The organism is Brachybacterium vulturis, from assembly GCF_043641765.1.
Lineage (GTDB): Bacteria > Actinomycetota > Actinomycetes > Actinomycetales > Dermabacteraceae > Brachybacterium > Brachybacterium vulturis_A.
This window is the reverse complement of the sequence record NZ_JBHZRO010000014.1, coordinates 84,322-107,385: the sequence shown is the minus strand read 5'-3', so window position 1 is coordinate 107,385 and position 23,064 is coordinate 84,322. Positions and strand designations below refer to the sequence as shown.

Annotated in this window: 23 protein-coding genes and 1 tRNA gene; 21 read left to right on the top strand and 3 right to left on the bottom strand. The window is 71.4% G+C overall.

What is annotated here, in order from left to right:
- The first annotated feature begins 192 nt into the window (after nt 1-192).
- From ACHUEU_RS12070 to ACHUEU_RS12025, 10 genes are all read left to right on the top strand, one after another.
- Nucleotides 193-1,578, top strand: coding sequence for a replication-associated recombination protein A (locus ACHUEU_RS12070; RefSeq protein ID WP_394216369.1), 1,386 nt, complete (start codon nt 193-195; stop codon nt 1,576-1,578).
- A gap of 148 nt (nt 1,579-1,726) precedes the next feature.
- Complete coding sequence (rpsD, locus tag ACHUEU_RS12065) at nt 1,727-2,353, top strand: 30S ribosomal protein S4 (RefSeq protein WP_394216368.1); 627 nt, start codon at nt 1,727-1,729, stop codon at nt 2,351-2,353.
- A gap of 155 nt (nt 2,354-2,508) precedes the next feature.
- Nucleotides 2,509-5,217, top strand: coding sequence for an alanine--tRNA ligase (gene alaS / locus ACHUEU_RS12060; protein ID WP_394216367.1), 2,709 nt, complete (start codon nt 2,509-2,511; stop codon nt 5,215-5,217).
- Nucleotides 5,214-5,765, top strand: coding sequence for a Holliday junction resolvase RuvX (ruvX, locus tag ACHUEU_RS12055; protein ID WP_394216366.1), 552 nt, complete (start codon nt 5,214-5,216; stop codon nt 5,763-5,765). Before alaS ends, ruvX begins: the two co-directional genes overlap by 4 nt.
- Nucleotides 5,765-6,925, top strand: coding sequence for an endolytic transglycosylase MltG (gene mltG, locus ACHUEU_RS12050; protein WP_394216365.1), 1,161 nt, complete (start codon nt 5,765-5,767; stop codon nt 6,923-6,925). Before ruvX ends, mltG begins: the two co-directional genes overlap by 1 nt.
- Complete coding sequence (locus ACHUEU_RS12045; protein ID WP_394216364.1) at nt 6,925-7,785, top strand: shikimate dehydrogenase; 861 nt, start codon at nt 6,925-6,927, stop codon at nt 7,783-7,785. The genes mltG and ACHUEU_RS12045 overlap by 1 nt, the downstream gene beginning before the upstream one ends.
- A gap of 99 nt (nt 7,786-7,884) precedes the next feature.
- Nucleotides 7,885-8,328 (top strand): hypothetical protein, encoded by a 444-nt coding sequence (locus tag ACHUEU_RS12040; protein WP_394216363.1) that lies wholly within the window; start codon nt 7,885-7,887, stop codon nt 8,326-8,328.
- Between the two features lie 92 nt (nt 8,329-8,420).
- Nucleotides 8,421-8,506, top strand: a tRNA-Leu gene (locus tag ACHUEU_RS12035).
- Nucleotides 8,507-8,612: 106 nt separating this feature from the next.
- Nucleotides 8,613-9,080: a tRNA (cytidine(34)-2'-O)-methyltransferase gene (locus ACHUEU_RS12030; RefSeq protein ID WP_394216362.1), complete on the top strand. Its 468-nt coding sequence runs from the start codon at nt 8,613-8,615 to the stop codon at nt 9,078-9,080.
- Nucleotides 9,077-9,943 (top strand): RNA methyltransferase, encoded by an 867-nt coding sequence (locus ACHUEU_RS12025; protein ID WP_394216361.1) that lies wholly within the window; start codon nt 9,077-9,079, stop codon nt 9,941-9,943. The genes ACHUEU_RS12030 and ACHUEU_RS12025 overlap by 4 nt, the downstream gene beginning before the upstream one ends.
- Before the next feature lie 12 nt (nt 9,944-9,955).
- On the opposite strand, the gene ACHUEU_RS12020 is transcribed toward ACHUEU_RS12025, so the two are convergent.
- Nucleotides 9,956-10,459 (bottom strand): hypothetical protein, encoded by a 504-nt coding sequence (locus tag ACHUEU_RS12020; RefSeq protein ID WP_394216360.1) that lies wholly within the window; start codon nt 10,457-10,459, stop codon nt 9,956-9,958.
- Between the two features lie 132 nt (nt 10,460-10,591).
- Between ACHUEU_RS12020 and ACHUEU_RS12015 the strand changes: the two genes are divergently transcribed.
- Nucleotides 10,592-11,503: a hypothetical protein gene (locus ACHUEU_RS12015; RefSeq protein ID WP_394216359.1), complete on the top strand. Its 912-nt coding sequence runs from the start codon at nt 10,592-10,594 to the stop codon at nt 11,501-11,503.
- The gene (locus tag ACHUEU_RS12010) at nt 11,500-11,847 is read left to right on the top strand and encodes a GntR family transcriptional regulator (protein WP_394216358.1); all 348 of its coding nucleotides are present in this window, start codon (nt 11,500-11,502) and stop codon (nt 11,845-11,847) included. Before ACHUEU_RS12015 ends, ACHUEU_RS12010 begins: the two co-directional genes overlap by 4 nt.
- A 6-nt stretch (nt 11,848-11,853) precedes the next feature.
- On the opposite strand, the gene ACHUEU_RS12005 is transcribed toward ACHUEU_RS12010, so the two are convergent.
- Nucleotides 11,854-12,132 carry a DUF5703 family protein gene (locus ACHUEU_RS12005; RefSeq protein ID WP_394216357.1) on the bottom strand — a complete coding sequence of 93 codons (279 nt, stop codon included), beginning with the start codon at nt 12,130-12,132 and terminating at the stop codon, nt 11,854-11,856.
- Between the two features lie 166 nt (nt 12,133-12,298).
- On the opposite strand from ACHUEU_RS12005, the gene ACHUEU_RS12000 reads away from it, so the two are divergent.
- The 3 genes from ACHUEU_RS12000 to mshC all read left to right on the top strand — a co-directional run bounded on the left by ACHUEU_RS12000 (nt 12,299) and on the right by mshC (nt 14,938).
- Nucleotides 12,299-12,616, top strand: a complete 318-nt coding sequence (locus ACHUEU_RS12000) for a DNA primase (protein ID WP_394216356.1) — start codon at nt 12,299-12,301, stop codon at nt 12,614-12,616.
- Nucleotides 12,617-12,780: 164 nt separating this feature from the next.
- Nucleotides 12,781-13,653 carry an undecaprenyl-diphosphate phosphatase gene (locus tag ACHUEU_RS11995; RefSeq protein ID WP_394216355.1) on the top strand — a complete coding sequence of 291 codons (873 nt, stop codon included), beginning with the start codon at nt 12,781-12,783 and terminating at the stop codon, nt 13,651-13,653.
- 34 nt (nt 13,654-13,687) lie between these two features.
- Nucleotides 13,688-14,938, top strand: a complete 1,251-nt coding sequence (gene mshC / locus ACHUEU_RS11990; protein WP_394216354.1) for a cysteine--1-D-myo-inosityl 2-amino-2-deoxy-alpha-D-glucopyranoside ligase — start codon at nt 13,688-13,690, stop codon at nt 14,936-14,938.
- A gap of 15 nt (nt 14,939-14,953) precedes the next feature.
- On the opposite strand, the gene ACHUEU_RS11985 is transcribed toward mshC, so the two are convergent.
- Complete coding sequence (locus ACHUEU_RS11985) at nt 14,954-15,763, bottom strand: PAC2 family protein (protein WP_394216353.1); 810 nt, start codon at nt 15,761-15,763, stop codon at nt 14,954-14,956.
- Between the two features lie 94 nt (nt 15,764-15,857).
- Here ACHUEU_RS11985 and ACHUEU_RS11980 point away from each other — a divergent pair, with 94 nt between their 5' ends.
- The 6 genes from ACHUEU_RS11980 to pafA are packed head-to-tail and all read left to right on the top strand — an operon-like array spanning nt 15,858 to nt 23,010.
- Nucleotides 15,858-16,973 carry a M50 family metallopeptidase gene (locus ACHUEU_RS11980; RefSeq protein WP_394216352.1) on the top strand — a complete coding sequence of 372 codons (1,116 nt, stop codon included), beginning with the start codon at nt 15,858-15,860 and terminating at the stop codon, nt 16,971-16,973.
- Nucleotides 16,974-17,016: 43 nt separating this feature from the next.
- Nucleotides 17,017-18,084: a tRNA (adenine-N1)-methyltransferase gene (locus tag ACHUEU_RS11975; protein ID WP_394216351.1), complete on the top strand. Its 1,068-nt coding sequence runs from the start codon at nt 17,017-17,019 to the stop codon at nt 18,082-18,084.
- A 28-nt stretch (nt 18,085-18,112) separates the two neighbouring features.
- Complete coding sequence (gene arc, locus ACHUEU_RS11970; RefSeq protein ID WP_394216350.1) at nt 18,113-19,687, top strand: proteasome ATPase; 1,575 nt, start codon at nt 18,113-18,115, stop codon at nt 19,685-19,687.
- On the top strand, nt 19,684-21,369 hold the full coding sequence (gene dop / locus ACHUEU_RS11965) for a depupylase/deamidase Dop (protein WP_394216349.1): 1,686 nt from the start codon (nt 19,684-19,686) through the stop codon (nt 21,367-21,369). Before arc ends, dop begins: the two co-directional genes overlap by 4 nt.
- Nucleotides 21,370-21,410: 41 nt before the next feature.
- The gene (locus ACHUEU_RS11960) at nt 21,411-21,599 is read left to right on the top strand and encodes a ubiquitin-like protein Pup (protein ID WP_394216348.1); all 189 of its coding nucleotides are present in this window, start codon (nt 21,411-21,413) and stop codon (nt 21,597-21,599) included.
- Nucleotides 21,600-21,603: 4 nt separating this feature from the next.
- Entirely contained in the window at nt 21,604-23,010 is a 1,407-nt protein-coding gene (gene pafA, locus ACHUEU_RS11955; protein ID WP_394216347.1) for a Pup--protein ligase, read from the top strand.
- The last annotated feature ends 54 nt before the right edge of the window (nt 23,011-23,064 follow it).

The following is a 23,064-nucleotide window of genomic DNA, read 5'->3' as shown; positions in this document are numbered from 1 at the left end:
GGGACACCACCCGCCACCACAGGAGCCCGAGAGTCCCCCGGAACCCTGGGAAGACCTGGGCCCACCACCCTTCTGACGGGTGACGGGCTCTGGGGAAGCACGCTCGCCTCGGGGTCGTTGCCGCCCCCGGCCTGTCCTGCGTCCCGCCGTCCTGTGACGCGGGCCGTCAGGGATCCCGCCTACCCTGAGGGGATGGACGAGGATCTCTTCTCCCTCAGCGGTGACGCGCCGGCGCCGCGCACCCTGTCGGACCGCAACCGGGACCACCGGGCCCCGCTGGCGGTGCGGATGCGCCCGCGCACCCTCGAGGAGGTCGTCGGTCAGCACTCCGCCCTCGAACCGGGCAGCCCCCTGCGGCGGCTCGTCTCCACCGACGACTCCCGCACCGCGCCCGCCTCCGTCATCCTCTGGGGCCCGCCCGGCACCGGGAAGACCACCCTGGCCTACGTGGTGGCCCAGTCCGGGGATCGCGAGTTCGTGGAGGTCTCCGCGGTGCTCGCCGGGGTCAAGGACATCCGCGAGGTGGTGGACCAGGCCCGCTCCCGCCTGCGGACCATCGGGCGCGAGACCGTCCTGTTCGTCGACGAGGTGCACCGCTTCTCGAAGTCCCAGCAGGACGCCCTGCTGCCCAGCGTCGAGAACCGCTGGGTCACGCTCATCGCCGCGACCACCGAGAACCCCTCGTTCTCCGTGATCTCCCCGCTGCTGTCGCGCTCGATCATGGTCACCCTCGACCCCCTGGAACGGGAGGACCTCGATGCGCTCGTGGATCGCGCACTGAGCGATGAGCGAGGCCTGCAGGACTCCGTGGCACTCACCGACGACGCCCGCGAGGCGCTGCTGCGGCTGGGCGGCGGGGACGCCCGCAAGATCCTCACCTCCCTCGAGGCCGCGGCCGCCGCGGCGCTGATGAAGGATTCCGCGGAGATCGATGCCGCCACCCTCGCGCAGGCCGTCAACCGTGCCGCCGTGCGCTATGACCGGGCCGGCGACCAGCACTACGACGTCACCAGCGCGTTCATCAAATCGATGCGGGGCAGCGACGTGGATGCTTCCCTGCACTATCTCGCCCGCATGATCGAGGCGGGGGAGGATCCTCGCTTCATCGCCCGCCGGGTGGTGATCGCCGCCGGCGAGGAGGTGGGCATGGCAGACCCCTCCGCCCTGCAGATCGCGGTCGCCGCGATGCAGGCCGTGCAGCTGCTGGGCATGCCCGAGGGCAGGATCCCCCTGGCCCAGGCCGTCGTCCACATCGCCACCGCGCCCAAGTCCAACGCCTCCTACAAGGCCCTGGATGCCGCGATCGCCGATGTGCGCGCCGGCAGGGGCCAGGGAGTGCCCGCCCACCTGCGCGATACCCATTACTCCGGGGCGACGAAGCTCGGCCACGGGGTCGAGTACCAGTACGCTCACGACGCGCCGCATGCCGTCGCCGCTCAGCAGTACGCTCCCGACGACCTGGTGGGGGTGGACTACTACCGGCCCACCACCCGCGGTCACGAGGAGCGCACCGCCCGCCGGGTCGAGGTGCTGCGGGGGATCCTGCGGCCGCGGCCTCCGGGCACGACGACGGGCTGAGTTCTGCGCAGCGTGAGCGACCACACATGACGTTCCGTGTGACCAGGACCGTCGGTCGTGGACCGGGAGTGGCGGCTGCGGTAGTGTGAGTCGCTGAATCCGCGGCTGCAAGACTGGATTCACCACACGCGAACAAGAGGTACACCTCGTGACCAACGTCAACCGTGCGCGCCGCCAGGCGCGTCTCTCCCGAGCCCTCGGGCTCCCGCTGACCCCGAAGTCCGTCAAGTACTTCGAGAAGCGCCCGTACCCCCCGGGCGAGCACGGCCGCGCCCGCCGCCGCACCGAGTCCGACTACGCCGTGCGGCTCAAGGAGAAGCAGCGTCTGCGCGCCCAGTACGGCATCCGCGAGAAGCAGATGCACGGCGCCTACCTGGACGCCAAGAAGGAGCCGGGTCTGACCGGTGAGAGCATGGTCGAGCTGCTGGAGATGCGCCTGGACGCGCTCGTCCTCCGCGCCGGCTTCGCCCGCACCACCCTGCAGGCCCGTCAGGCCGTCGTGCACCGTCACGTCCTGGTCGACGGCAAGCTGGTGGACCGTCCCTCCTTCCGCGTGAAGCCGGGCCAGACCATCCAGATCAAGCCGAAGTCGCAGGCGATGGAGCCCTTCCAGATCGCCGCAGAGGGAGGCAACTCGGACGTGCTGGCCGCCGTCCCGTCGTACCTCTCGGTCGAGCTGGCCGACCTGAAGGCCCAGCTCGTCGCGCGCCCCAAGCGTGCCGAGGTCCCCGTGACCGTCGACGTCCAGATGGTCGTCGAGTACTACGCGCGCTGACCTCGTAGAACCGCGGCGCGACAGGCCCCGGCGGGTGTACTCCGGTACCCTGACCGGGGCCTTCGTGTCACCGATGACGGCTCCCTGACCTCCGTCCCTCTCGCACTCCGCCGCTGCCGCGCCGCGCGCAGCCCCAGGAAGGACACCTCACCCTCATGCGCACCTCCGAGATCCACCGCCGCTGGCTCGACTTCTTCGCCAAGAAGGATCACGAGATCGTGCCCAGCGCCTCGCTGGTGTCCTCCGATCCCTCGATCCTGTTCACGATCGCCGGGATGGTGCCCTTCATCCCGTACATCATCGGCACCGAGACCGCTCCCTACCCGCGCGCGGTGAGCGTCCAGAAGTGCATCCGCACCAACGACATCGAGAACGTCGGCCGCACCACGCGCCACGGGACCTTCTTCCAGATGGCGGGGAACTTCTCCTTCGGTGACTACTTCAAGGCCGGTGCGATCGACTACTCCTGGGAGTTCCTCACCACCGATCAGGACCACGGCGGGCTCGGCTTCGACCCGGAGCGGCTGTGGTTCACCGTCTGGGAGCAGGATGAGGAGTCCTACCGCCACGTCACCGAGGTCGTCGGACTGGACCCGCAGCGGGTGGTGCGGCTGCCCCGCGAGGAGATCTTCTGGGACACCGGGCAGCCGGGCCCGGCGGGACCCTGCGGCGAGTGGCACTACGACCGCGGTGCGGAGTACGGGCCCGATGCCGTGACCGGGACCGTCCCCGAATGGCCGGGCGACGAGAAGGCCGAGGACCGCTACATCGAGATCTGGAACCTGGTCTTCGATCAGTACCTGCGCGGTGAGGGCAAGGGCAAGGACTACCCCCTGCTCGGCGAGCTCGACCAGAAGTCGATCGACACCGGCCTCGGGGTGGAGCGCGTCGCCTACCTGCTCCAGGGGGTGGACAACATGTACGAGATCGACCAGATCTTCCCGGTCATCGAGAAGGCCCAGGAGCTCTCCGGTCGCGTCTACGGCGGCGACGGCGAGGACGACGTGCACCTGCGCATCATCGGCGATCATGTGCGCAGCGCCCTGATGCTGGTGGCCGACGGCGTGCGCCCCGGCAACGAGGGCCGCGGCTACGTACTGCGCCGCCTGATCCGCCGGGCGGTGCGCTCGATGCGGCTGTTGGGCTATACCGAGCGGACCATGCCCGCGCTGCTGCCGATCTCGAAGTCGCTGATGGTCGAGTCCTACCCGACGCTCGAGGCGGATTTCGTGCGCATCAGCGAGATCGTCTACGCCGAGGAGGAGGCCTTCCGCCGCACTCTGGAGACCGGCACCGCGATCTTCGACGGCGTCGCCGGCGCGGTGAAGAAGGAGGGCGGTCGGGTGCTGTCCGGCGAGGACGCCTTCCGGCTCCACGACACCTACGGCTTCCCGATCGATCTCACGATGGAGATGGCCGGCGAGGTGGGGCTCCAGGTCGACGCCGACGCCTTCCGCAGCGCGATGCAGGAGCAGCGCGAGCGCGCACGGGCCGATGCCGCGGCGAAGAAGGCCGGTCACACCGACACCGCGATCTACAACCGCCTGCTCACCGAGCGCGGAGGCGAGGTGCCTTTCCTCGGCTACACCGAGGACACGGTCGCCACCACCGTCGAGTCCGTCCTGGTGGACGGGGCGCTGGTCGACTCCATCCCGGCGCCCGCCCAGGTGGAGGTGGTGCTCGCCTCCACCCCGTTCTACGCCGAAGCCGGTGGGCAGCTCGCCGATCAGGGCCAGATCTCCCTCGTCGGCGGCGGCCTGATCGAGGTCGACGACGTCCAGCGGCCCGTGCGCGGGCTGATCGTGCACCGCGGGCGCCTGGTCGAGGGGGAGCTCAGCCAGGGCGCCGCGGCGATCGCCACCATCGATGCGGAGCGGCGCGGGGCGATCGCCCGGGCACACACCGCGACCCACATGGTCCACGAGTCGCTGCGCGAGGAGCTCGGCGGGAGCGCCACCCAGGCCGGCTCCGAGAACTCGCCGGGACGTATGCGCTTCGACTTCCGGTACGGCCAGGCGGTGCCGAAGTCCGTGCTCGAGCAGATCGAGGGCCGCGTGAACACGCTCCTGCAGGACGAGCTGACCGTCACCGACCAGCAGATGTCGCTGGACGAGGCCAAGGCCCTCGGCGCGCAGGCGCTGTTCGGTGAGAAGTACGGTGACATCGTCCGGGTGGTGTCCATCGGCGGAGACTGGTCGCGTGAGCTGTGCGGCGGGACCCACGTCGACAGCACCGGTGCGATCGGCACCGTGCAGCTGATGGGTGAGGCCTCGATCGGCAGCGGGGTGCGGCGCGTGGACGCGCTGGTGGGTCTGTCCGCCTACCGCCACCAGGCCAAGGAGCACGCCCTGGTCTCCCAGCTGTCCGAGCTGCTGAAGGTCGGTGCGGCCGAGGAGCTGCCCGAGCGCGTCCGCGCCCTCACCCAGAGGATGAAGGACATGGAGAAGCAGCTGGCGGCGCTGCGCGGTCAGCAGCTGCAGGCCGAGGCCGGCAAGCTGATCGAGACCGCGGCCGACGTCGACGGCGTGCGCCTGCTCGCCCACGACGCCGGCGAGGGTGTCGCCGCCGGCGACCTGCGCACCCTCGCCCTGGATCTGCGCCACCGGCTCGGTGAGGATCAGCCGGCCACCGTGGCGGTCGCCGGCCATGAGGGCGGTAGAGCGGCCCTGGTGATCGCCACCAATGCCGCGGCCCGTGAGCGGGGGCTGGCGGCCGGCGCGATCCTGCGCGGCGCCGCGGAGGCCATGGGCGGCCGCGGCGGCGGCAAGCCCGACCTGGCGCAGGGTGGCGGCGGCGATCCCGTGCGCATCCCCTCGGCGCTCACCGCGGTGCGCGAGGCGATCGAGGCGGCGCGCACCGCATGAGCGCGCACGGCAGCCAGTCCGCCGACGAGCGCCCGAGCCTGCCTCGGGGCACCCGGCTAGGGGTCGACGTGGGAGACGTGCGCGTGGGGCTGGCGCGCAGCGACCTGGACGGGATGATCGCGACCCCCGTCGAGACCCTCGAGCGGGCTACGGCCGTCGGGCGTGTCGCCCAGGAGGCGCGAGAATCCGAGGCGCATGCCATCATGGTGGGGCTTCCACGGTCCTTGAACGGCTCCGAGGGCGCTGCCGCCGAGAAGGCACGGGACTTCGCCACGGAGCTGGTCGCCTCGCTGGCGGGAGACGCCTGGGACATCGAGGTCAGGCTCATCGACGAACGACTGACCACCGTCTCGGCCCACAAGGCCCTGCACAGTTCGGGCCGCAAGGGCCGGAAGCACCGCCAGGTCGTGGATCAGGTCGCCGCCGTGATGATCCTCCAGCAGGCGCTGGACACCGAGCGGTCCACCGGTGCGCGCGCCGGGGAGAGGGTCGAGGCCGAGCCCGCCGAGGCCGCGATCGCCCAGGAACCGACCCAGGAGGATGCCTGATGGACGAGGAGGACCTCTCCTTCCGCGAGCTCGCGGAGACCCAGGGCGAGTCGACGCAGTCCGCGCAGCACGGTCGTCGGCGGGCTCCGCGACGTGGGGGGTTCCTGCGGCGCGCGCTGCCGGTGCTGCTGGTGCTGCTGGTGGTGGGAGGTCTCGCGTACGGGGGGTTCGAGGGCTACCGCTGGATCACCTCGAACGTCAGCGTCGAGAACGAGGCCCAGGACTTCGAAGGACCCGGCCACGGTGAGGTCGAGGTCGAGGTCGCCTCGGGCGATACCGGCGCCGAGATCGCGAACACGCTGGTGGAGCAGGGGGTCATCAAGGCCACCGCGCCGTTCGTGAACCTCTTCAGCAACACCCCGGATGCCTCCACGATCGAGCCCGGCATCTACTCGCTCAGACTCGAGATGACCTCGGCGGACGCGCTGAACGCCTTGATGGACCCGGCCAACCTGGCCGGGCACCGAGTGATCATCCCCGAGGGGAAGCGGCTCACCGAGATCTGGGAGCAGCTCGCCGCCGAGACCGAGATCCCCGTCGAGGACTTCGAGGCCGCGGCGAGGGAGTACACCGCCTACGGCATCCCCGAGAACGAAGCGGGCAGCCTCGAGGGCTACCTGTGGCCCGGCCGCTACGACATCTACGAGGACGATTCCGCGGAGGACGTCATCGCGACGATGTGGAACCGGATGGAGGAGCAGCTCACCGCCCGGGAGGTCCCCGAGGATCAGTGGCATCGCACTCTCACCATCGCGTCGCTCGCGGAGATGGAGGTGCGCAGGCCCGAGGACTACGGGAAGGTCGTGCGCACCATCGAGAACCGGCTCGAGGGCGTAGGGGAGGCGAACGGTTCCCCGATGAAGCTCCAGTTCGACTCCACGGTCCACTACGCGACCGGGAAGTCCGGGAGCGTCGCCACCACCGACGAGGAGCGTGCCTCCGACAACCCGTACAACACCTACCGCCACACCGGGCTCCCGCCCGGCCCGATCGCGTCCCCCGGAGCGGGCGCTCTGGATGCCGCTGTCGATCCGCCGGCCGGCGACTGGCTCTACTTCGTGAGCGTCAACGGCGAGACCGGGGAGACGAAGTTCGCGGCCACCTGGGCGGAGCACACCGAGAACGTCGAGGAGTGGCAGGCCTGGGAAGCCGCGAACTGATGGGACCGCGCCGCTTCGCCGTGGTCGGCTCCCCGGTCGGCCACTCGCTCTCTCCTGCCCTGCACCGCGCCGCATACGCCGCTCTCGGGGTCCACGATGCGCACTACACCCGGTGCGAGGTGCCCGCCGGGAGGCTCGAGGAGTTCCTGGTGCACGGTCCCGGCCGGGAGCTGTCCGGGCTCAGTGTGACGATGCCCGGCAAACCCGAGGCCTTCGCCCTGGCCGCCGAGTCCGACGCCACCTCCCGCTCCCTCGGGGTGGCCAACACCCTCCTGCGTCGGGACGACGGGAGCTGGCGTGCCGAGAACCATGACGCGCACGGCATCATGGCCGCACTGCGGGACCACGGTGCGCGGACCGGCGGCAGCGGGGCCGTGCTCGGCTCCGGAGCGACCGCGCTCAGTGCCGTCGCCGCTCTCATCGGGCTCGGCGTGGACACAGTGCTGCTCTCCGCCCGGTCGGCGCAGAAGCTGATCCCGCTCGAGGACTTCGCGACGGGACTCGGTGCGGAGGTCCGGCATGTCCCCTGGGAGCGGCACCACGAGGTGCTCACGGCCGACACGGTGGTCAGCGCACTCGCGATCGACGGTGCGCGCGCCGTCGCGGCGCAGTGGCGGACGCTGCCGTTCCTCCCGCGACCCGGCGTGCTGCTGGACGTGCTCTACGACCCCTGGCCGGCGCCGCTCGCGGCCGTGGTCGCGGAGGCTGGGGGAGAGGTCGCCGACGGGCTCGAGATGCTCGCCCACCAGGCCGATATGCAGCTGCGCTCCATGCTCGGGGTGCCCTCTGCACCGGTGGCGCAGATGCTCGCCGCAGCGCGCGAGGAGCTGGGCCGGGGACCGCGGGAGCCGCGGGACTGAGAAGCGTCCAGGGCCTTGCCCGAAAGGGTCACGTTTGAGTAAAGTGATCGACGACGCGGCGGCTCCGGGGGAGCCCGCAGAGAACACGGGAGGTCATCCATGGAGCTCGCGCGTGAGGCACGGGAGGAGGGCGTCACCACGACCCTCGAGGCCTCCGGAACAGGTGCTGGGGAGGACGATCCGGTCGGGGCGGGGCCTCTGATCCCACCCGACTCCGAGACCGCCACGATGATCTTGCGTCGCTGCACCGCCCTGGCCGCGCGTGCCCGGGTCGATCTGCTCACGCCGAGCCGGTGCGGGGCCGTCGATGAGCTCCTCGAGCTGCTCGCCGAGATGGAATCGTGGGACCCTGCGACCCTCGGGACTCCCGACCCGACGATGACTGTGCTCGCGGCGGCCGCGCTCCAGGACCTCGCAGAACGTCTGCACCTCGCCCAGCAGCGGCAGGAGCCGAATCCCTCTGCGCTCAGCACCAGGACCGATGCGGTGCTGGCCGTGCTGCAGAGGATCATGGTGCGAGGCCGGGTCGGCGTCCTGGCGTGATTGTCTTCACGTTCCCGCTGGCAGTGCCGCTTTCGGTGTCGGCGCACCCCTGATGCCGTGCTAATCTGCTCTCGTCGCTGCGGCGAACACCCGTCCGGGTGGCGGAATTGGTAGACGCGCTAGCTTGAGGTGCTAGTGCCCGTTTTAGGGCGTGGGGGTTCAATTCCCCCCTCGGACACTCGATACGAACCCCGATCCACTGCTGTGGATCGGGGTTCTTCGTGCTCCCGCACGCACGACCGTTCTCGCCTGCAGGGGAGAACCTGCATGGGAGAATCTGCGCCATGGTCCACGTCTTCCTCCATGAACCGGTCATCGCCGGGAACACCGGCAACGCGATCCGGCTCGCCGCCGTCACCGGCGCCCGCCTTCACCTCATCGAGCCGCTCGGCTTCGACCTCGAGGACGCGAAGCTCCGCCGGGCCGGGCTGGACTACCACGATCTCGCCGACGTGAGCATCCACGCCGACGCCGAGCAGGCGCTGGCAGCGCTGCCCCAGGCCCGGGTCTTCGCCTTCTCCGCGCACACCGACGTCACCTTCGACAGCATCGAGTACTCCCGCGAGGACATCCTGCTGTTCGGGACCGAACCCACCGGACTGCCCGAGGAGGTGCTGGCCCATCCGCGGATCACCTCCCGGGTGCGGATACCGATGCTGCCCGCGCGCCGCTCGCTCAACCTCGCCAATGCAGTCTCGATCGCCGTCTACGAGGCCTGGCGACAGCTCGGCTACGACGGGGCCGGAGCATGAGCCGCCGACACGTCGGAGCGCGCGAGCGCCGCTCGTCCCTGCCGGCACGGCTGGAGCGCCGCAACGCCCTGTTCCAGCAGTGGCAGTCGCTGCTGAGCAATCGCACCAAGCGCGCCCGCAGCGGGGAGATGATCGTCCAGGGCGTGCGACCGATCACCCAGGCGATCGCCCACGGGATCCAGATCCGGGCGCTGCTGTCCGATGGCCGTGCCCAGCCCTCCCGTTGGGCGCGGGACCTGCTCGAGGACCCTCCCGGCCCGGTGGTGGAGCTGGCCCCCGAGCTGATGGCCGAGCTGGGGGAGCGGGAGGACGGCGCGCCGGAGCTGCTGGCTCTGGCCGCGGTGCCCTCCGACGATCTCGACCGACTCGCCCCCACGGAAACCGCGGTGGTGGTGGTCTTCGACCGTCCCTCCGGTCCGGGGAACATCGGCTCGCTGGCCCGTTCGGCCGATGCTCTCGGCGCCGAGGCGCTGCTGATCACGGGCCACAGCGCCGATGCCTGGGATCCCGCGGCCATCCGTGCCAGCACCGGGTCGATCTTCGCCCTTCCCGTGCTGCGGATGCCCTCCCACCGGGAGGTGCTGGACTGGCTCGGCGCGCGCAGAGCGCTGGGGGAGCCGTGGTCGGTGCTCGGGCTGGACGAGGCGGGCGGGCACGAGCTGTCCGCGGAGGATCTCTCCGGGCCCACCCTGGTGGTGATCGGGAACGAGACCGTCGGCATGAGCGCCGGCTGGCGAGAGGCCTGCGACGTCGTCGCCGAGATCCCGATCGGCGGCTCCGCGTCCTCGCTGAACGCTGCCGTGGCCGGCTCCATCGCACTCTACGAGATCCAGCGTCAGCGCCGCAGCACCCGGCACGGCTGAGCGCTCAGCGCCTCAGGCCCCGCCGAGCGCGGCACGGACCAGCGGCGCGCCGAGCAGGCCCAGGAACGGTCCGGCCAGGAGCACCGGCCCGAGGGCGAAGTGCACCCCGACCCGCCGGGTCACGGCGATCACCACCATCCCGAGGAGCCCGGCGAGCAGCGCGATGCCCAGCAGGGCCGCGATCAGCACCTCGCCGCCGAGCGAAGCCGCCATCAGCACCACCACCGGAAGCGTCTTCGCATCGCCCATGCCCAGCAGCGTCGGGGCGATCAGCGCCAGCAGGACCGCCCCGAGACCCAGCACCAGGGCGAGCACCACTGCGGTGCGCAGGTCCTCGCGCAGCGCAGGTTGCAGCAGCCCGATCACCAGCAGCGCCGCCCCCACGGCGACGCTCAGCAGTGCCACCCAGCGATTCGGCAGCCGATGCTCCCCGCCGTCGACCCAGGACAGCACTGCCGCGGGCGGCAGGTACACCACCAGCAGCACGCCGATCAGGGACGGGGAGATCTCGGGCACCACGCCATTGCACCAGAAGCAGGCGCACACCGGGGAGTCCGGGGCGCGACTGTGGACGGCCCGAGCGTCCCATGTGTATCAGCGGAATGCTACGCTATGTACTACGACATTGATACGCCTTGGAGGTGTGTGATGCCCTGGATGCTGCTGTGGACCCTGCTCTGGCCGTCGCTGGCGAGCATCCTGCTCGGCGTCGCCGCCTGGTCGGTCATCCGGCGCGGTGCCCGTCCCGTCCTCGTCGGCCGCGTCCCCACTGCAGCAATGGCGGGAATCGCGGTTCTGGTCATGGCGGTGCACCCGCTGCTCGGCGCGGCCCCGCTGTGGATCGACGCGTCCTCGGCGCTGTGGCAGTCGCTGATCGACTCGCGTTTCGCGCTGCCGCTGCTCCTCGGGGTGCTGGTGCTGATCCCGTGCGCCGTGGTCCGCCCGCACTCCAGCACCCCCACCGGGCCACGTCTGATGCCTCGCACCTGGCGCTCTTTCCTCAGCACCTGGTGGCTCGGCGCACTCCTGGGCGTCCTCGCACTGATCGTCGGCCTCACGCTCGCTTCCGGCATGGCCTCGCAGCCGAACGATGCCGGTGAGTACACGATGTACATCGTCGATGTCGGGCCCGACGCGATCGGCGCGACCATCTATGGATGGCACCGCTCCCTCGTGCCGTCGGTGCTGTGGGTGCTGCTGTGCGCGGCCACCTGGTGGACCGTGTCGCGGATCGCGCGAGCGCCGCTGACTACGGCACAGGACGCCGACGTCACCGAGCGGCGCCTGCGCAGCACGAATGCCGTGCGGGTCGCGCTCGGGGCGCTGGTGCTGCATCTGGAGGCGATACTGCACTCCCTCGCGAGCACCTCGCGGGTGACCGGCTCCTTTGCCTCCGGCGAGAGGCTGCCCTTTTCCGCCGGCACGCCGTCCTCCGCCCTCACCGGAGCCCTGGACGTCCTGGCGCAGGTGGCCGGCATCCTCGGACTCGCGCTGTGGGTGTTCACGCTGCTGACCGCGGTGCCCGCTCCGTCGGCCTCCCGCGTCTCCGTGCCGTCATGATCATTGCGCTGTCTCCCGCGGAAGGGAGCCCCGCCCGGCAGATCCACGACCAGATCAGCGGCCTGATCACCACCGGTCGGCTGGGCCAGGGCGAGCGTCTGCCGTCCGTCCGCCAGCTCGCCTCGGACCTCGGGGTCGCGCCGGGCACGGTGGCGAAGGCCTACCGCTCGCTGGAGGCCGACGGTCTGCTCGTCTCCCGAGTCGGCTCCGGGACCCGGGTCAGCGACCAGGCGGCACCGGTCTCCTCGACCGTCGCTCAGGCGGCCCGCCGGCTGGCGAGTGCGGCGCGCCGCGAGGACCTCTCGCTCGAGGAGGCTGTGCGGGTGCTACGCATGACCTGGTGACGTGCCCTACAGCGTGGAGCTGACGCGGATGATGCGCCGCCGCATCCGGACCTTCCGGCCCCCGCCCACGTACAGGCGCGTGCGGGCATGCTCCCAGCGTCCGTACTCCGCCTGCTCGGCCAGCTCCGCCCGCACCTGCCCGATGGAGGTGCCGCGCGGCACGGTCAGGATCCGGAACTCGTAGTCCTCGGCGCGCCGTCCCCGCTCGACGGGGAGATCGCGCCACTGGCGGGAATCATCGACGTGCTGGACGCCGGCGACGAGGGCTGTGCGGGGTCGGATCAACCTGTTCTCCTGTGCTCGATGAGCTGTGTCATGACCTGCGACAGCCGTCCTCGCGCCGGGTCGGCGGGCTGTCCGCGGGGGCGGGTCCCGATGGGTGACTGGTCTCCCGGTCACGAGAAGCTCGTCCCACTGTCCATTGTGCCGTCGGACGATGTACCGTCCAAGCATGAACTCGGATCCTCGCTCCGCTCTTGCTGCGCTGATCGCTGCCTTCGAACGTCACTACGAGGCGGCCGCCGCCTCGCGCGGCGACGACGACCCCGCTCTCGATGCGGCGACGGAGCAACTCGCCACGGCCTTCGACGCCTATGACGACGCCCTCTTCGACGCTTACGAGATCGCCACGCCGCTGATCGTCTTCGACGACGACGATGATGACGAGGACGACTTCGAGGACCTCGACGACTTCGATGACGACGAGGACGACGAGGACGACGAGGACGACGATGACGAGTACGACGACGAGGACGACTCCGGCCGCTGACCGTCGGCCCCGCACAGGGCTCCTCCCCACCACCTCCACGTACTCTTCACCACTGCTCCGCTGCGCGGCGCCGGGCCCACCGCCCGGCGCCGCGTACTGTGTGCGGGGCCCGCGGTCGCCGCACCGCGGCAGCGTCGGGTCCCTGAGTCGATCGAGGAGAGTTCATGTCGTTCATCGAGGCGGTCATCCTGGGGCTGGTCCAGGGATTGTCCGAGTTCCTGCCGATCTCCTCGAGCGCGCACGTGCGCGTGGTCGGCGAGCTCATGGATCCCGGGCAGGACCCCGGCGCGGCGTTCACCGCGATCATCCAGCTCGGCACCGAGACGGCGGTGCTGATCTACTTCTGGAACGACATCAGCCGCATCATCGGCAAGTGGTTCCGGGCCCTGGCGGGGAAGGTCCCGCACTCCGATCCGGATGTACGCATGGGCTGGCTGGTGATCCTCGGCTCAATCCCGATCGGCGTGCTCGGGCTGCTGTTCGAGGATCAGATCGACTACAGCCTGCGGAATCTCTACATCACCTCCGCGATGCTGATCCTCTTCGGTCTGCTGCTGGGGCTCGCCGACCGGATCGCCCCACACCGCAAGGAGCTCACCCAGCTCAGCGTGCGTGACGGCATCCTCTTCGGGCTCGCGCAGGCGCTGGCGCTGATCCCCGGGGTCTCCCGCTCCGGCGGCACCATCACCGCGGGGCTCCTGATGGGCTACAAGCGCGAGGCCGCCGCCCGCTACGCCTTCCTGCTCGCCGTCCCGGCGGTGTTCGCCTCCGGCCTGTACAAGGCGGCCAAGGAGGTGCCGGCGCTGCTGACCGCCGACGGCCGGGCTGCGGCCGCCGCTGCGGGTGAGCCCTCCCTGATGGCGATCGTGGTGGCGACCGTGGTGGCCTTCGGCGTGGGCTTCGCCGTGATCGTCTGGTTCATGCGGATCATCACCAACCACTCCTACCTGATGTTCGTGATCTACCGCGTCATCGCGGGACTGCTGCTGCTGGGTCTGCTCTGGTTCGGTGTGGTCGACCCGCTGGGCGGAGCCTGAGCAGTTCCCAGCGGGCTGATCGTATGATCGACGGGTGCATTCCTGGACCTCCCCCGCTCTTGCCCCCCTCCCCGCCTCCGGTGTGCCGCTGAGGCTGTTCGATACCCGAGCCGGGAGGGTCACGCCGATCCTCCCGCTCACCCCGGGGACCGCCCGGCTGTACGTCTGCGGCATCACGCCGTACGACTCCACCCACCTGGGCCACGCGGCGACCTACCACGCCGCCGACCTGATGCGACGGGCGCTGCACGACACCGGGTACGAGGTCGAGATGGCGCAGAACATCACCGACGTCGACGACCCGCTGCTCGAGCGCGCCGACCGCGACGGGGTGGACTGGCGCGAGCTCGCCGCCTCCCAGGTGGAGCTGTTCACCCAGGACATGGAGTCGCTGCGGATCATCGCCCCGGAGACCTACCGGTCCGTGAGCGAGGCGATGGAGCAGATCATCGCCGTGGTCCGCACCCTGCACGAGCGGGGCCGCGCCTATCCGGTGGAGGCGAGCGACGCCGCCGGCCCCGACTGGTACCTCGACCTCGCCGTCGACGGCGCCCTCGGGGACGTCTCCGGCTGGTCCGAGGAGCAGATGCTCGAGGTCTTCGCCGAGCGCGGCGGCGACCCGGACCGTGCGGGCAAGCGCGGCCGCTTCGATCCGCTGCTGTGGCGGGCCGAGCGCGAGGGCGAGCCCGCCTGGGACGCCGCGGAGCTCGGCCGCGGCCGGCCCGGCTGGCACGTGGAGTGCGTGTGCATCGCGGAGGAGGCGATCGGCCTGCCCTTCGACATCCAGGCCGGCGGCAACGATCTGATCTTCCCCCACCACGACCTCAGCGCCGCCCACTCCGTGGCGCTGGGACGCCCCTTCGCCGCTGCCTACGCGCACAGCGGCATGGTCGCCCACCAGGGCGAGAAGATGAGCAAGTCGCTGGGCAACCTGGTGTTCGTGCACCGCCTGGTGCGCGACGGCGTGGATCCGATGGCGATCCGCCTGGCGCTGATGGCGCACCACTACCGCAGCGACTGGGCGTGGTCCGAGCAGGAGCTCGAGCAGGCGAGGGTCCGGCTCGGGCGCTACCGCCACGCCGCCCGCCGCGGCGGGCACTGCCCGGCGACGGTCCAGGAGATGCGGGCCGCCCTCCGCGACGATCTCGACACCGCTCGGGCGCTCGAGGCGCTGGACGCCTGGGCCGCGGGCACGCCCGGGCCCGGAGCGGACGATGCGGCCCCCGGGCCCGGCGACGTCGCCGCCGCAGCGGACGCCCTGTTCGGGATCATGCTCGAGAGCTGACCGTCGGGCACGAGCTCACTCGGACTCGCGGCGCCGCCGCAGGAACTGCTCGAACTCCTTGGCGATCGCGTCGCCGCTGGCCTCCGGCAGCCCGGCGGCGTCCTGGGCACGCTCCAGCCGGGCGACGTACTCGGCCACGTCCTCGTCGGTGCGCGCCAGCTCGTCGACCCCCCGCTCCCAGGCCTCCGCATCCTCGACCAGCTCGTCGAGCGGGATGGGCGCGCTGACGAGATCCTGCACCTCCCGCATCAGTGACAGCACCGCCTTCGGCGAGAAGTTCTGCGAGACGTAATGGGGGACCTGCACCCAGACGCTGGTGGTGCGCAGCCCGGCACTGGCCGTGCGCCGGGCCAGGATCGTGGGCACACCGATCGGACCGCTGTACAGCTCGGAACCGGTCACGGGCTCGGCGGGCACCGGCTCCACCAGGGCGGAGACGGGCAGCGGCCGGGAGTGGGGCGAGTCGGCGAGCAGGGCCCCGAGCGCGATCACGGAGCTGACATCCAGCGCCTGCAGCTGCTCGAGCACCTCATCGCAGAAGCGCTTCCAGTGCAACGAGGGCTCCGGCCCCATGACGGTGACGATCTCGGGCCCGCGCGGTGGGGTCACCAGGTGCACGCGGGTGTCCGGCCAGTCGACGACCCGCAGGCCGTCCTCGGTGGTGTGGATCTCGGGACGGTTGACCTGGAAATCGATGAACTCCTCGGCGTCGATCGCGCCTGCCGGTCGGGTGGGCCAGACCTCGTGCAGATGCTCGATCACCCCGGTGGCTGCCTCGCCGGCATCGTTCCATCCGCTGAAAGCCGTGATGGCGATTCGACTCATCACCCCATCATAGGCACCTCATCCGCGGCTCAGGATCACGGGATATCCTCGCCCTGCCTGGGGATCCCCGCCCCGGCGGCGGAGGAGACGGATCATGACCAGTCCCACGGTGCGCCTCGGGCCGCTGCCCCCGGTGCGCGTCAGTCCCGGCACCCTGCTCACCGTGCTGCTCCTCGCGGTCATCATGTATCCCTCGCTCTCCCGCGGTGGCATCGCCCCGACCACGGCGGTGCTGCTGGCGATCGGCATCGGGCTGTTCATGATCGTCTCGGTCCTCGTGCACGAAGCCGCCCACGCCCTGGTCGCCCGCGCCTTCGGTGCCAGCGTCGATCACATCGCGCTGACCCTGTGGGGTGGCCATACGCAGTACCGCTCCCGGCAGATGTCTGCGCTCGGCTCCCTGCTGGTCTCGCTGTCCGGTCCGGCCGCGAACCTGCTGCTGGCCGGGCTGTGCTTCGCTGTCGGGCAGCAGGCCGACCCCGGCACTTCGCTGGCCGTGTTCTTCTCGGTGAGCTCCTGGCTGAACCTGGTGCTCGCGGTGTTCAACCTGCTGCCCGGGCTGCCGATGGACGGCGGCCGTGCCCTGGAGACGCTGCTCGGAGCGGTTCTGAGCAGCCCTGAGCTCGGCACCCGGATCACGGCCTGGCTGGGACGCGCGATCGCCGTCGCGGTGGTCGCCTATCCGCTGTGGCAGATCATGCGCGCCGGCGGTGCCGGCGGTTTCTCCCTGCTGACCCTGGTCTGGGCGCTGCTGATCGCCGGCATGCTCTGGCAGGGCGCCACCCAGGCGCTGGCCGGAGCCGCGCTGCAGGGCCGCATCCGCACCCTGGACGCCGCCTCCCTCGCCACGCCCGTGCGAATCGTTTCGCACCAGGCGTCGCTGTCGGACCTCGACCCCTCCGCCGATCTCTCCTCCGTGCTGATCCTGGACCGCACCACCGCGGCATCGGGCACCGTCGGCCGGGCCTCCCGGATCGACCCGGCCGCGGCCGCCGCCGTCCCGGTCGCACAGCGCGCGGCGACCCCGGTCCTCGCGGTCGCCGGGACGATCGGCGAGGTGGGGGCGCTGCCCGCCACCCTGCAGGGCGATGACCTGATCGGCGCGATGCTCTCGCATCCCGCCCCCGCCTACCTGGTCCTGGCGGAGGACGGCACCGCCCGCGGTGTGATCCTGAGCGCGGACGTCAACGCGCTCCTGCGCGGACGGTGAACATCATGGTCGGCGCCACGGCCCGGGCCATATGCTGGAAGGCATGACTGATCAGCCGCAGCCCGCCGCCCACGACGGGGCACCGGGTCCCGCGCCCCGCGCGCCCCGACGCGGTCTGGATCGCACCGGGCCCTTCGCCCTCGGCGACAAGGTCCAGCTCGCCGACGCCAAGAACCGTCTGCACACCATCACCCTCAAGCCCGGCGGCGAGTTCCACTCGCACCGCGGAGTGCTGCGCCACGACCAGCTCATCGGCGCCGAGGACGGGGTCGTGGTCGAGAACTCCCACGGCATCGTCTACCAGGCGCTGCGGCCCCTCTACGCCGACTACATGCTGGCGATGCCCCGCGGCGCCGCGATCATCTACCCCAAGGACGCCGCGCAGATCCTGATGTGGGGGGACATTTTCCCCGGGGCCCGGGTGCTCGAGGCCGGCGTCGGCTCCGGCGGCCTGACCACCGCGCTGCTGCGCGCCGTCGGCCCTGAGGGCTCGGTGCACTCCATCGAGCGGCGCGAGGACTTCGCCGACGTGGCCCGCGAGAACGTCGAGACCTTCTTCGGCGACGAGCACCCCGCCTGGGAGCTGTCCGTCGGTGATTTCCAGGACCTCGCCCCCACCCTCTCGCCCGAGGAGCCCGCAGTGGACCGGGTGGTGCTGGACATGCTCGCCCCCTGGGAGTGCGTGGACGCCGCCGCGGAGGTCCTGGTCTCCGGCGGAGTGTTCCTGGCATACGTCGCGACCGTCACCCAGCTCTCGCGGACCGCCGAGGCGCTGCGCGCTCACGGCGAGTTCACCGAGCCCTTCGCCTGGGAGTCCTTCGTGCGCCCCTGGCACTTGGAGGGGCTCGCCGTGCGGCCCGAGCACCGCATGAACGCGCACACCGGATTCCTGCTCACCGCCCGCCGCACCGCCCACGGCACGCAGGCGCTGCGCCGCACCACCCGCCCGGCGCCCGGCTCCCGCCTCGAGGAGGAGCTCAGCCATCCCGACAACGAGGGCTTCGGCGGCTCCGAGGGTGAGTGGAGCGCGCCGGACGTGGGCGAGCGGGGCGTCGCCCCGCGCAAGCTCAAGCGCGCACTGCGCGACATCCGACAGGGTCGCGACCGCTGATCGCACCCGGGAAGGAGAACGCAGCAGGATGAAGACCTATGCCGAGATGACCACCGAGCTCGAGCAGCTCGCGCACCACAACGACCGCCTCACGACGGGGCTGCGCGCCGCCCGGGCGCAGATCGTCCAGCTCAAGAACGACCTCGAACGGGTCGGCGACCCACCGAACTCCTACGCCACCTTCCTGCGCCGCTGCGAGGGCACCACCATCGACGTGCTCCACCACGGCCGCCGACTGCGGGTGGCGACCTCCGCCTCCCTGGACCTGGAGACGCTGACCCCGGGAGCCGAGCTGCGCCTGAACGAGGCCCTGGCAGCGGTGGAGGCGGTCGCCCCGAGCGACGCCGGCAACGTGGTGCCCGTGGTCGAGGAGCTGGCCGACTCCCGGCTGCTGGTGGCCGTGGCCCCCGACGACACCCGGGTGCTGCGCCGTGCCGGCACCCTCACCGACGAGCAGCTCCACCCCGGCGACCACGTGCTGGTGGATCTCAGGTCCCAGCTGGTGCTGGAGCGGATCGACCGCGCCGAGATCACCGACCTCGTCCTCGAACAGGTCCCGGAGGTCTCCTTCGACCACATCGGCGGGCTGGGCGAGCAGATCGAGGCGATCCGCGACGCCGTCGAACTGCCCTTCCTGCAGCAGGACCTCTACCGCACCTACGGCCTGCGCCCGCCGCAGGGCGTGCTGCTGTACGGCCCGCCCGGCTGCGGCAAGACGATGATCGCCAAGGCGGTGGCCCATGAGCTCGTGCTGCGCAGCGCCGAGGTGCGCGGGGTGAGCGTCGCCGAGGCGCTGGAGAACTCCGCCTTCCTCAACGTCAAGGGCCCCGAGCTGCTGAACAAGTACGTGGGCGAGACCGAGCGGTCGATCCGCCTGGTGTTCGAGCGCGCACGGGAGAAGGCGGCGGCGGACCACCCGGTAGTGATCTTCTTCGACGAGATGGAGGCCCTGTTCCGCACCCGCGGCACCGGGATGTCCAGCGACGTCGAGACCACGATCGTGCCCCAGCTGCTGGCCGAGATCGACGGCGTCGAGGGCCTCGACAACGTCATCGTCATCGGCGCCTCCAACCGCGAGGACATGATCGACCCGGCGATCCTGCGACCGGGGCGGCTCGACGTGAAGATCCGGGTGCGCCGCCCCAACCAGCGCGCCGGCCGCGAGATCCTCTCCCTCTACCTGGACGAGACCGTCCCGGTGCGCGAGGACCGTGAGCAGCTGCTGGACCTCGCCGCCCGCGAGATCTACGACGAGGGTCCGGCCTCCGCGTTCGTGCGGGTCGAGTACTCCGACGGCGGGCAGGACACCCTCCACTTCCGCGACTTCGTCTCCGGCGCCACCCTGCGCAACATCGTGGACCGGGCGAAGAAGCTGGCGGTGAAGGACCAGCTGGCCACCGGCGACGTGGGTGTCGGCTCCCAGCACCTGCACGACGCGATCACCGCGGAGTTCGTCGAGAACGAGGACATGCCCTCGGCCGCGCACCCCGAGGACTGGGCCCGGGTGACCGGTCTGCCCGGCGGCGGGCGCCGCCGGGTCGAGGCGATCGTCCCGCTGCAGGGACGCACCCGGGCCGGCGATGCCGAGGAGGTCACGGCATGACCCAGCAGCCCCAGGACACCGCTCCCGCGCTGACCACCGAGCGAGTGATGGGGATCGAGACCGAGTTCGGAGTGGTCCACGCCGATATGGAGGACCGTGCCCGCTCCGGCGCCGGCTCCTCGATCCTGCTCTCCCACCTGGTGGTGGGCGCCTACGCCCTGCTCGACCCCCTCGAGGGAGAGCGCGGCCGCCGCGTGCGCTGGGACTACGGCGACGAGACCCCGCTGCGGGACGCCCGCGGCTTCGAGCTCCAGCGCGCCGCCGCCCACCCCAGCCAGCTCACCGACGAGGTGCGAGACGCCCACGTCCCCAGCGTCGAGAGGGACCTGCCGCTGGCCGGGCCGGAGCTCGCCCCCGACGGGGACGATGCCGAGGTGCTCGCCTGGGCCGCTCAGCGCTCGATCGGCAACGCGGTGCTGCGCAACGGGGCCCGCTGGTACGTCGACCATGCGCATCCGGAGTACTCCGCGCCCGAGGTGCTGCGCGCCCGCGAGGCGGTGGTCACCGACCGCGCCGGGGAGGAGATCGCCCGGCGGGCGATGGCGATCCTCGCCGCGGCCGAGGGCATCCCCGAGGTGGCCCTGTTCAAGAACAACACCGACGGCAAGGGCGCCTCCTACGGCACCCACGAGAACTACCTGGTGGACCGCGCGGTGCCCTTCGAGCGCGTGGTCACGGCCCTGCTGCCCTTCCTGACGACCCGTCAGGTGCTGGTGGGCGCGGGGCGGGTGGGACTCGGCACCCGGGGCGAGCGCGCCGGCTTCCAGCTCTCCTCCCGTGCCGACTTCATGGAGGCCGAGGTGGGGCTGGAGACGACCCTGAACCGGCCGATCGTCAACACCCGCGACGAACCGCACTCCGACCCCACCCGCTTCCGCCGCCTGCACCTGATCATCGGCGACGCGAACCTGCTCGAGGAGTCGACCTTCCTCAAGCTCGGCACCACCTCGCTGCTGCTGGCCGCACTCGAGGCGGAGCACCGCACCGGCACGGCGATCCTCCCCGACTTGAGGCTCGCCGATCCGGTCGCCGCGGTCCGGACCATCAGCCACGACCCGAGCCTGCACGCCACGGTCGAGCTGGTCGACGGGCGCGAGCTCACCGCGCTGCAGATCCAGCACCTCCTGCGCGACGCGCTCGCCGCGGTCGCCGACCCCGCCGACGCGGAGACGGTCGAGGTGCTGCGCCGCTGGGGCGAGATCCTCGACCTGCTCGGGGAGGACCCGATGCGTGCCGCCGAGCGGGTGGAGTGGGTCGCCAAGCTCCAGCTGCTCGAGCGCTACCGGGCACGCCACGGCCTGGACTGGGACGATCCCCGTCTGGCGATGGTGGACCTGCAGTACTCCGACCTGCGGCCCGGCCGCGGCCTCTACGACAAGCTGCGGACCGCCGGCGCCGTGCCCACCCTGGTCGGCCAGGACGAGGTCGACGACGCCGTGCGCACCGCTCCCACCAGCACCCGTGCCCATCTGCGGGGCGGCCTCATCGCCGCGCACCGCGCCCAGGTCCCCTCCGCCGGCTGGGATGCGATCACCCTGGCCGGTCCCGCCGGCGGGCACCGGCTGCGCCTGGCCGATCCGCGGCTGGGCTCCGCCGACTGGTGCGCCCAGCACGGCATCGACCCTGCCGAGGATCCCGAGAAGATCCTCGATGCCCTGCGCCGAGCCGTCGAGCACAGCTGACCCACCGGTCATCGAACGATGACAGAAACGAGGAGGACACCATGTCCCAGCAGTCCCTGAACGCCCCCGGCGGAGGCGGCGACGACGAGCAGAACTCGGAAGCCGTCACCGGCGGGCAGACCTTCGCCTCCGCCCAGGCGGCGGATGATCTGCTCGACGAGATCGACTCGGTGCTCGAGTCCAATGCCGAGACCTTCGTGCGCTCCTTCGTGCAGAAGGGCGGCCAGTGACCCGATGAAGCGTCGCGTGGGAGGTCTGGAGACCGAGTACGGGCTGGTGTGCGTGCGTGCCGACGGCTCGCAGGCGCTCGAACCGGAAGCAGCGGCCCGGGAGCTGTTCCGGCCGGTGGTGGCGATGGGCCGCAGCTCGAACGTGTTCCTGCGCAACGCCGCGCGCCTCTACCTCGATGTCGGCTCGCATCCCGAGTACGCGACCGCCGAATGCGACGACTGGTGGGACCTGGTCGCCCAGGATCGCGCCGGGGACCGGATCTTCGCGGATCTCGCCGCCCAGGCCAACCAGCGCTTCGCCGCCGACGGCCAGGACGCCCGCATCCACCTGCTGAAGAACAACGAGGACTCCGCCGGCAATGCCTTCGGCTCCCACGAGAACTTCCTGGTGGACCGCCGCGGCGAGTTCACCCGCCTGCCCCGCTACCTCCTGCCCTTCCTGGTCACCCGCCAGATCGTCACCGGTGCCGGGGGAGTGGTGCGCTCCGCGGACGGCCCCGAGGCCGACCCCGCCCAGTTCGTCTTCTCCCGCCGCAGCGACCACATGTGGGAGGCGGTCTCCTCGGCCACCACCCGCACCCGCCCGATCATCAACACCCGGGACGAGCCGCACGGGGATCCCAGCCGGTTCCGTCGCCTGCATGTGATCGTCGGCGACTCCACCATGAGCGAGGTCTCCACCCACCTCCGCTTCGCCACCACCGATCTGGTGCTGCGCGCGATCGAGTCCGGCCGCACCCTGCCCGAGCTCGCGCTGCACGACGACATCACCGCCATCCGGACCGTCGCCCGCGACCTCACCGGCACCGCCCCGCTGCCGCTCGCCGGCGGCGGCACCACCACCGCGCTCGAGATCCAGCAGCGCTGGCTGGACCACGTCACCGAGTTCGCCGATGAGTCCGAGCATGCGGTGCTGGAGACCTGGCAGCGGGCGCTCGATGCGGTCCTCACCGGCGATCGCTCCTGGGCCGCGGAGAACCTGGACTGGGCGATCAAGGAGCGGCTGTTCGGTCAGGTGGCAGACCGCCGCGGCGTGGGCCTCGAGGACCCGGCGATCGAGCGCCTCGATCTCGCCTACCACGACATCGATCCCTCCCAGGGCGTCTTCCCTGCTCTGCAGCGCCGCGGCCTCGCGCCGCAGGTGCTGGACGAGGGACGGATCGAGAGGGCCCGGACCACGGCCCCCACCACCACCCGCGCTCATCTGCGCGGCCAGGTGGTCACCGCCGCCCAGGAGCACGGGGTGGACCACGTCGTGGACTGGACCACGCTGCGCCTGACCCGGCCCGGGGCGATGCCGATCCAGGTGCTGGACCCCTTCACCACCGCGCTGCCGGCGGTCGATGCCCTGCTCGCGGAGATCCGCGCCCAGGGCACCGCGGCGCCGGCGGACCCGATGCCCTTCGCCTGAGCAGGTGCCGATTGAGCCCTCTGCCACACTCCGCGAACGCTCATCCTCCGCCCC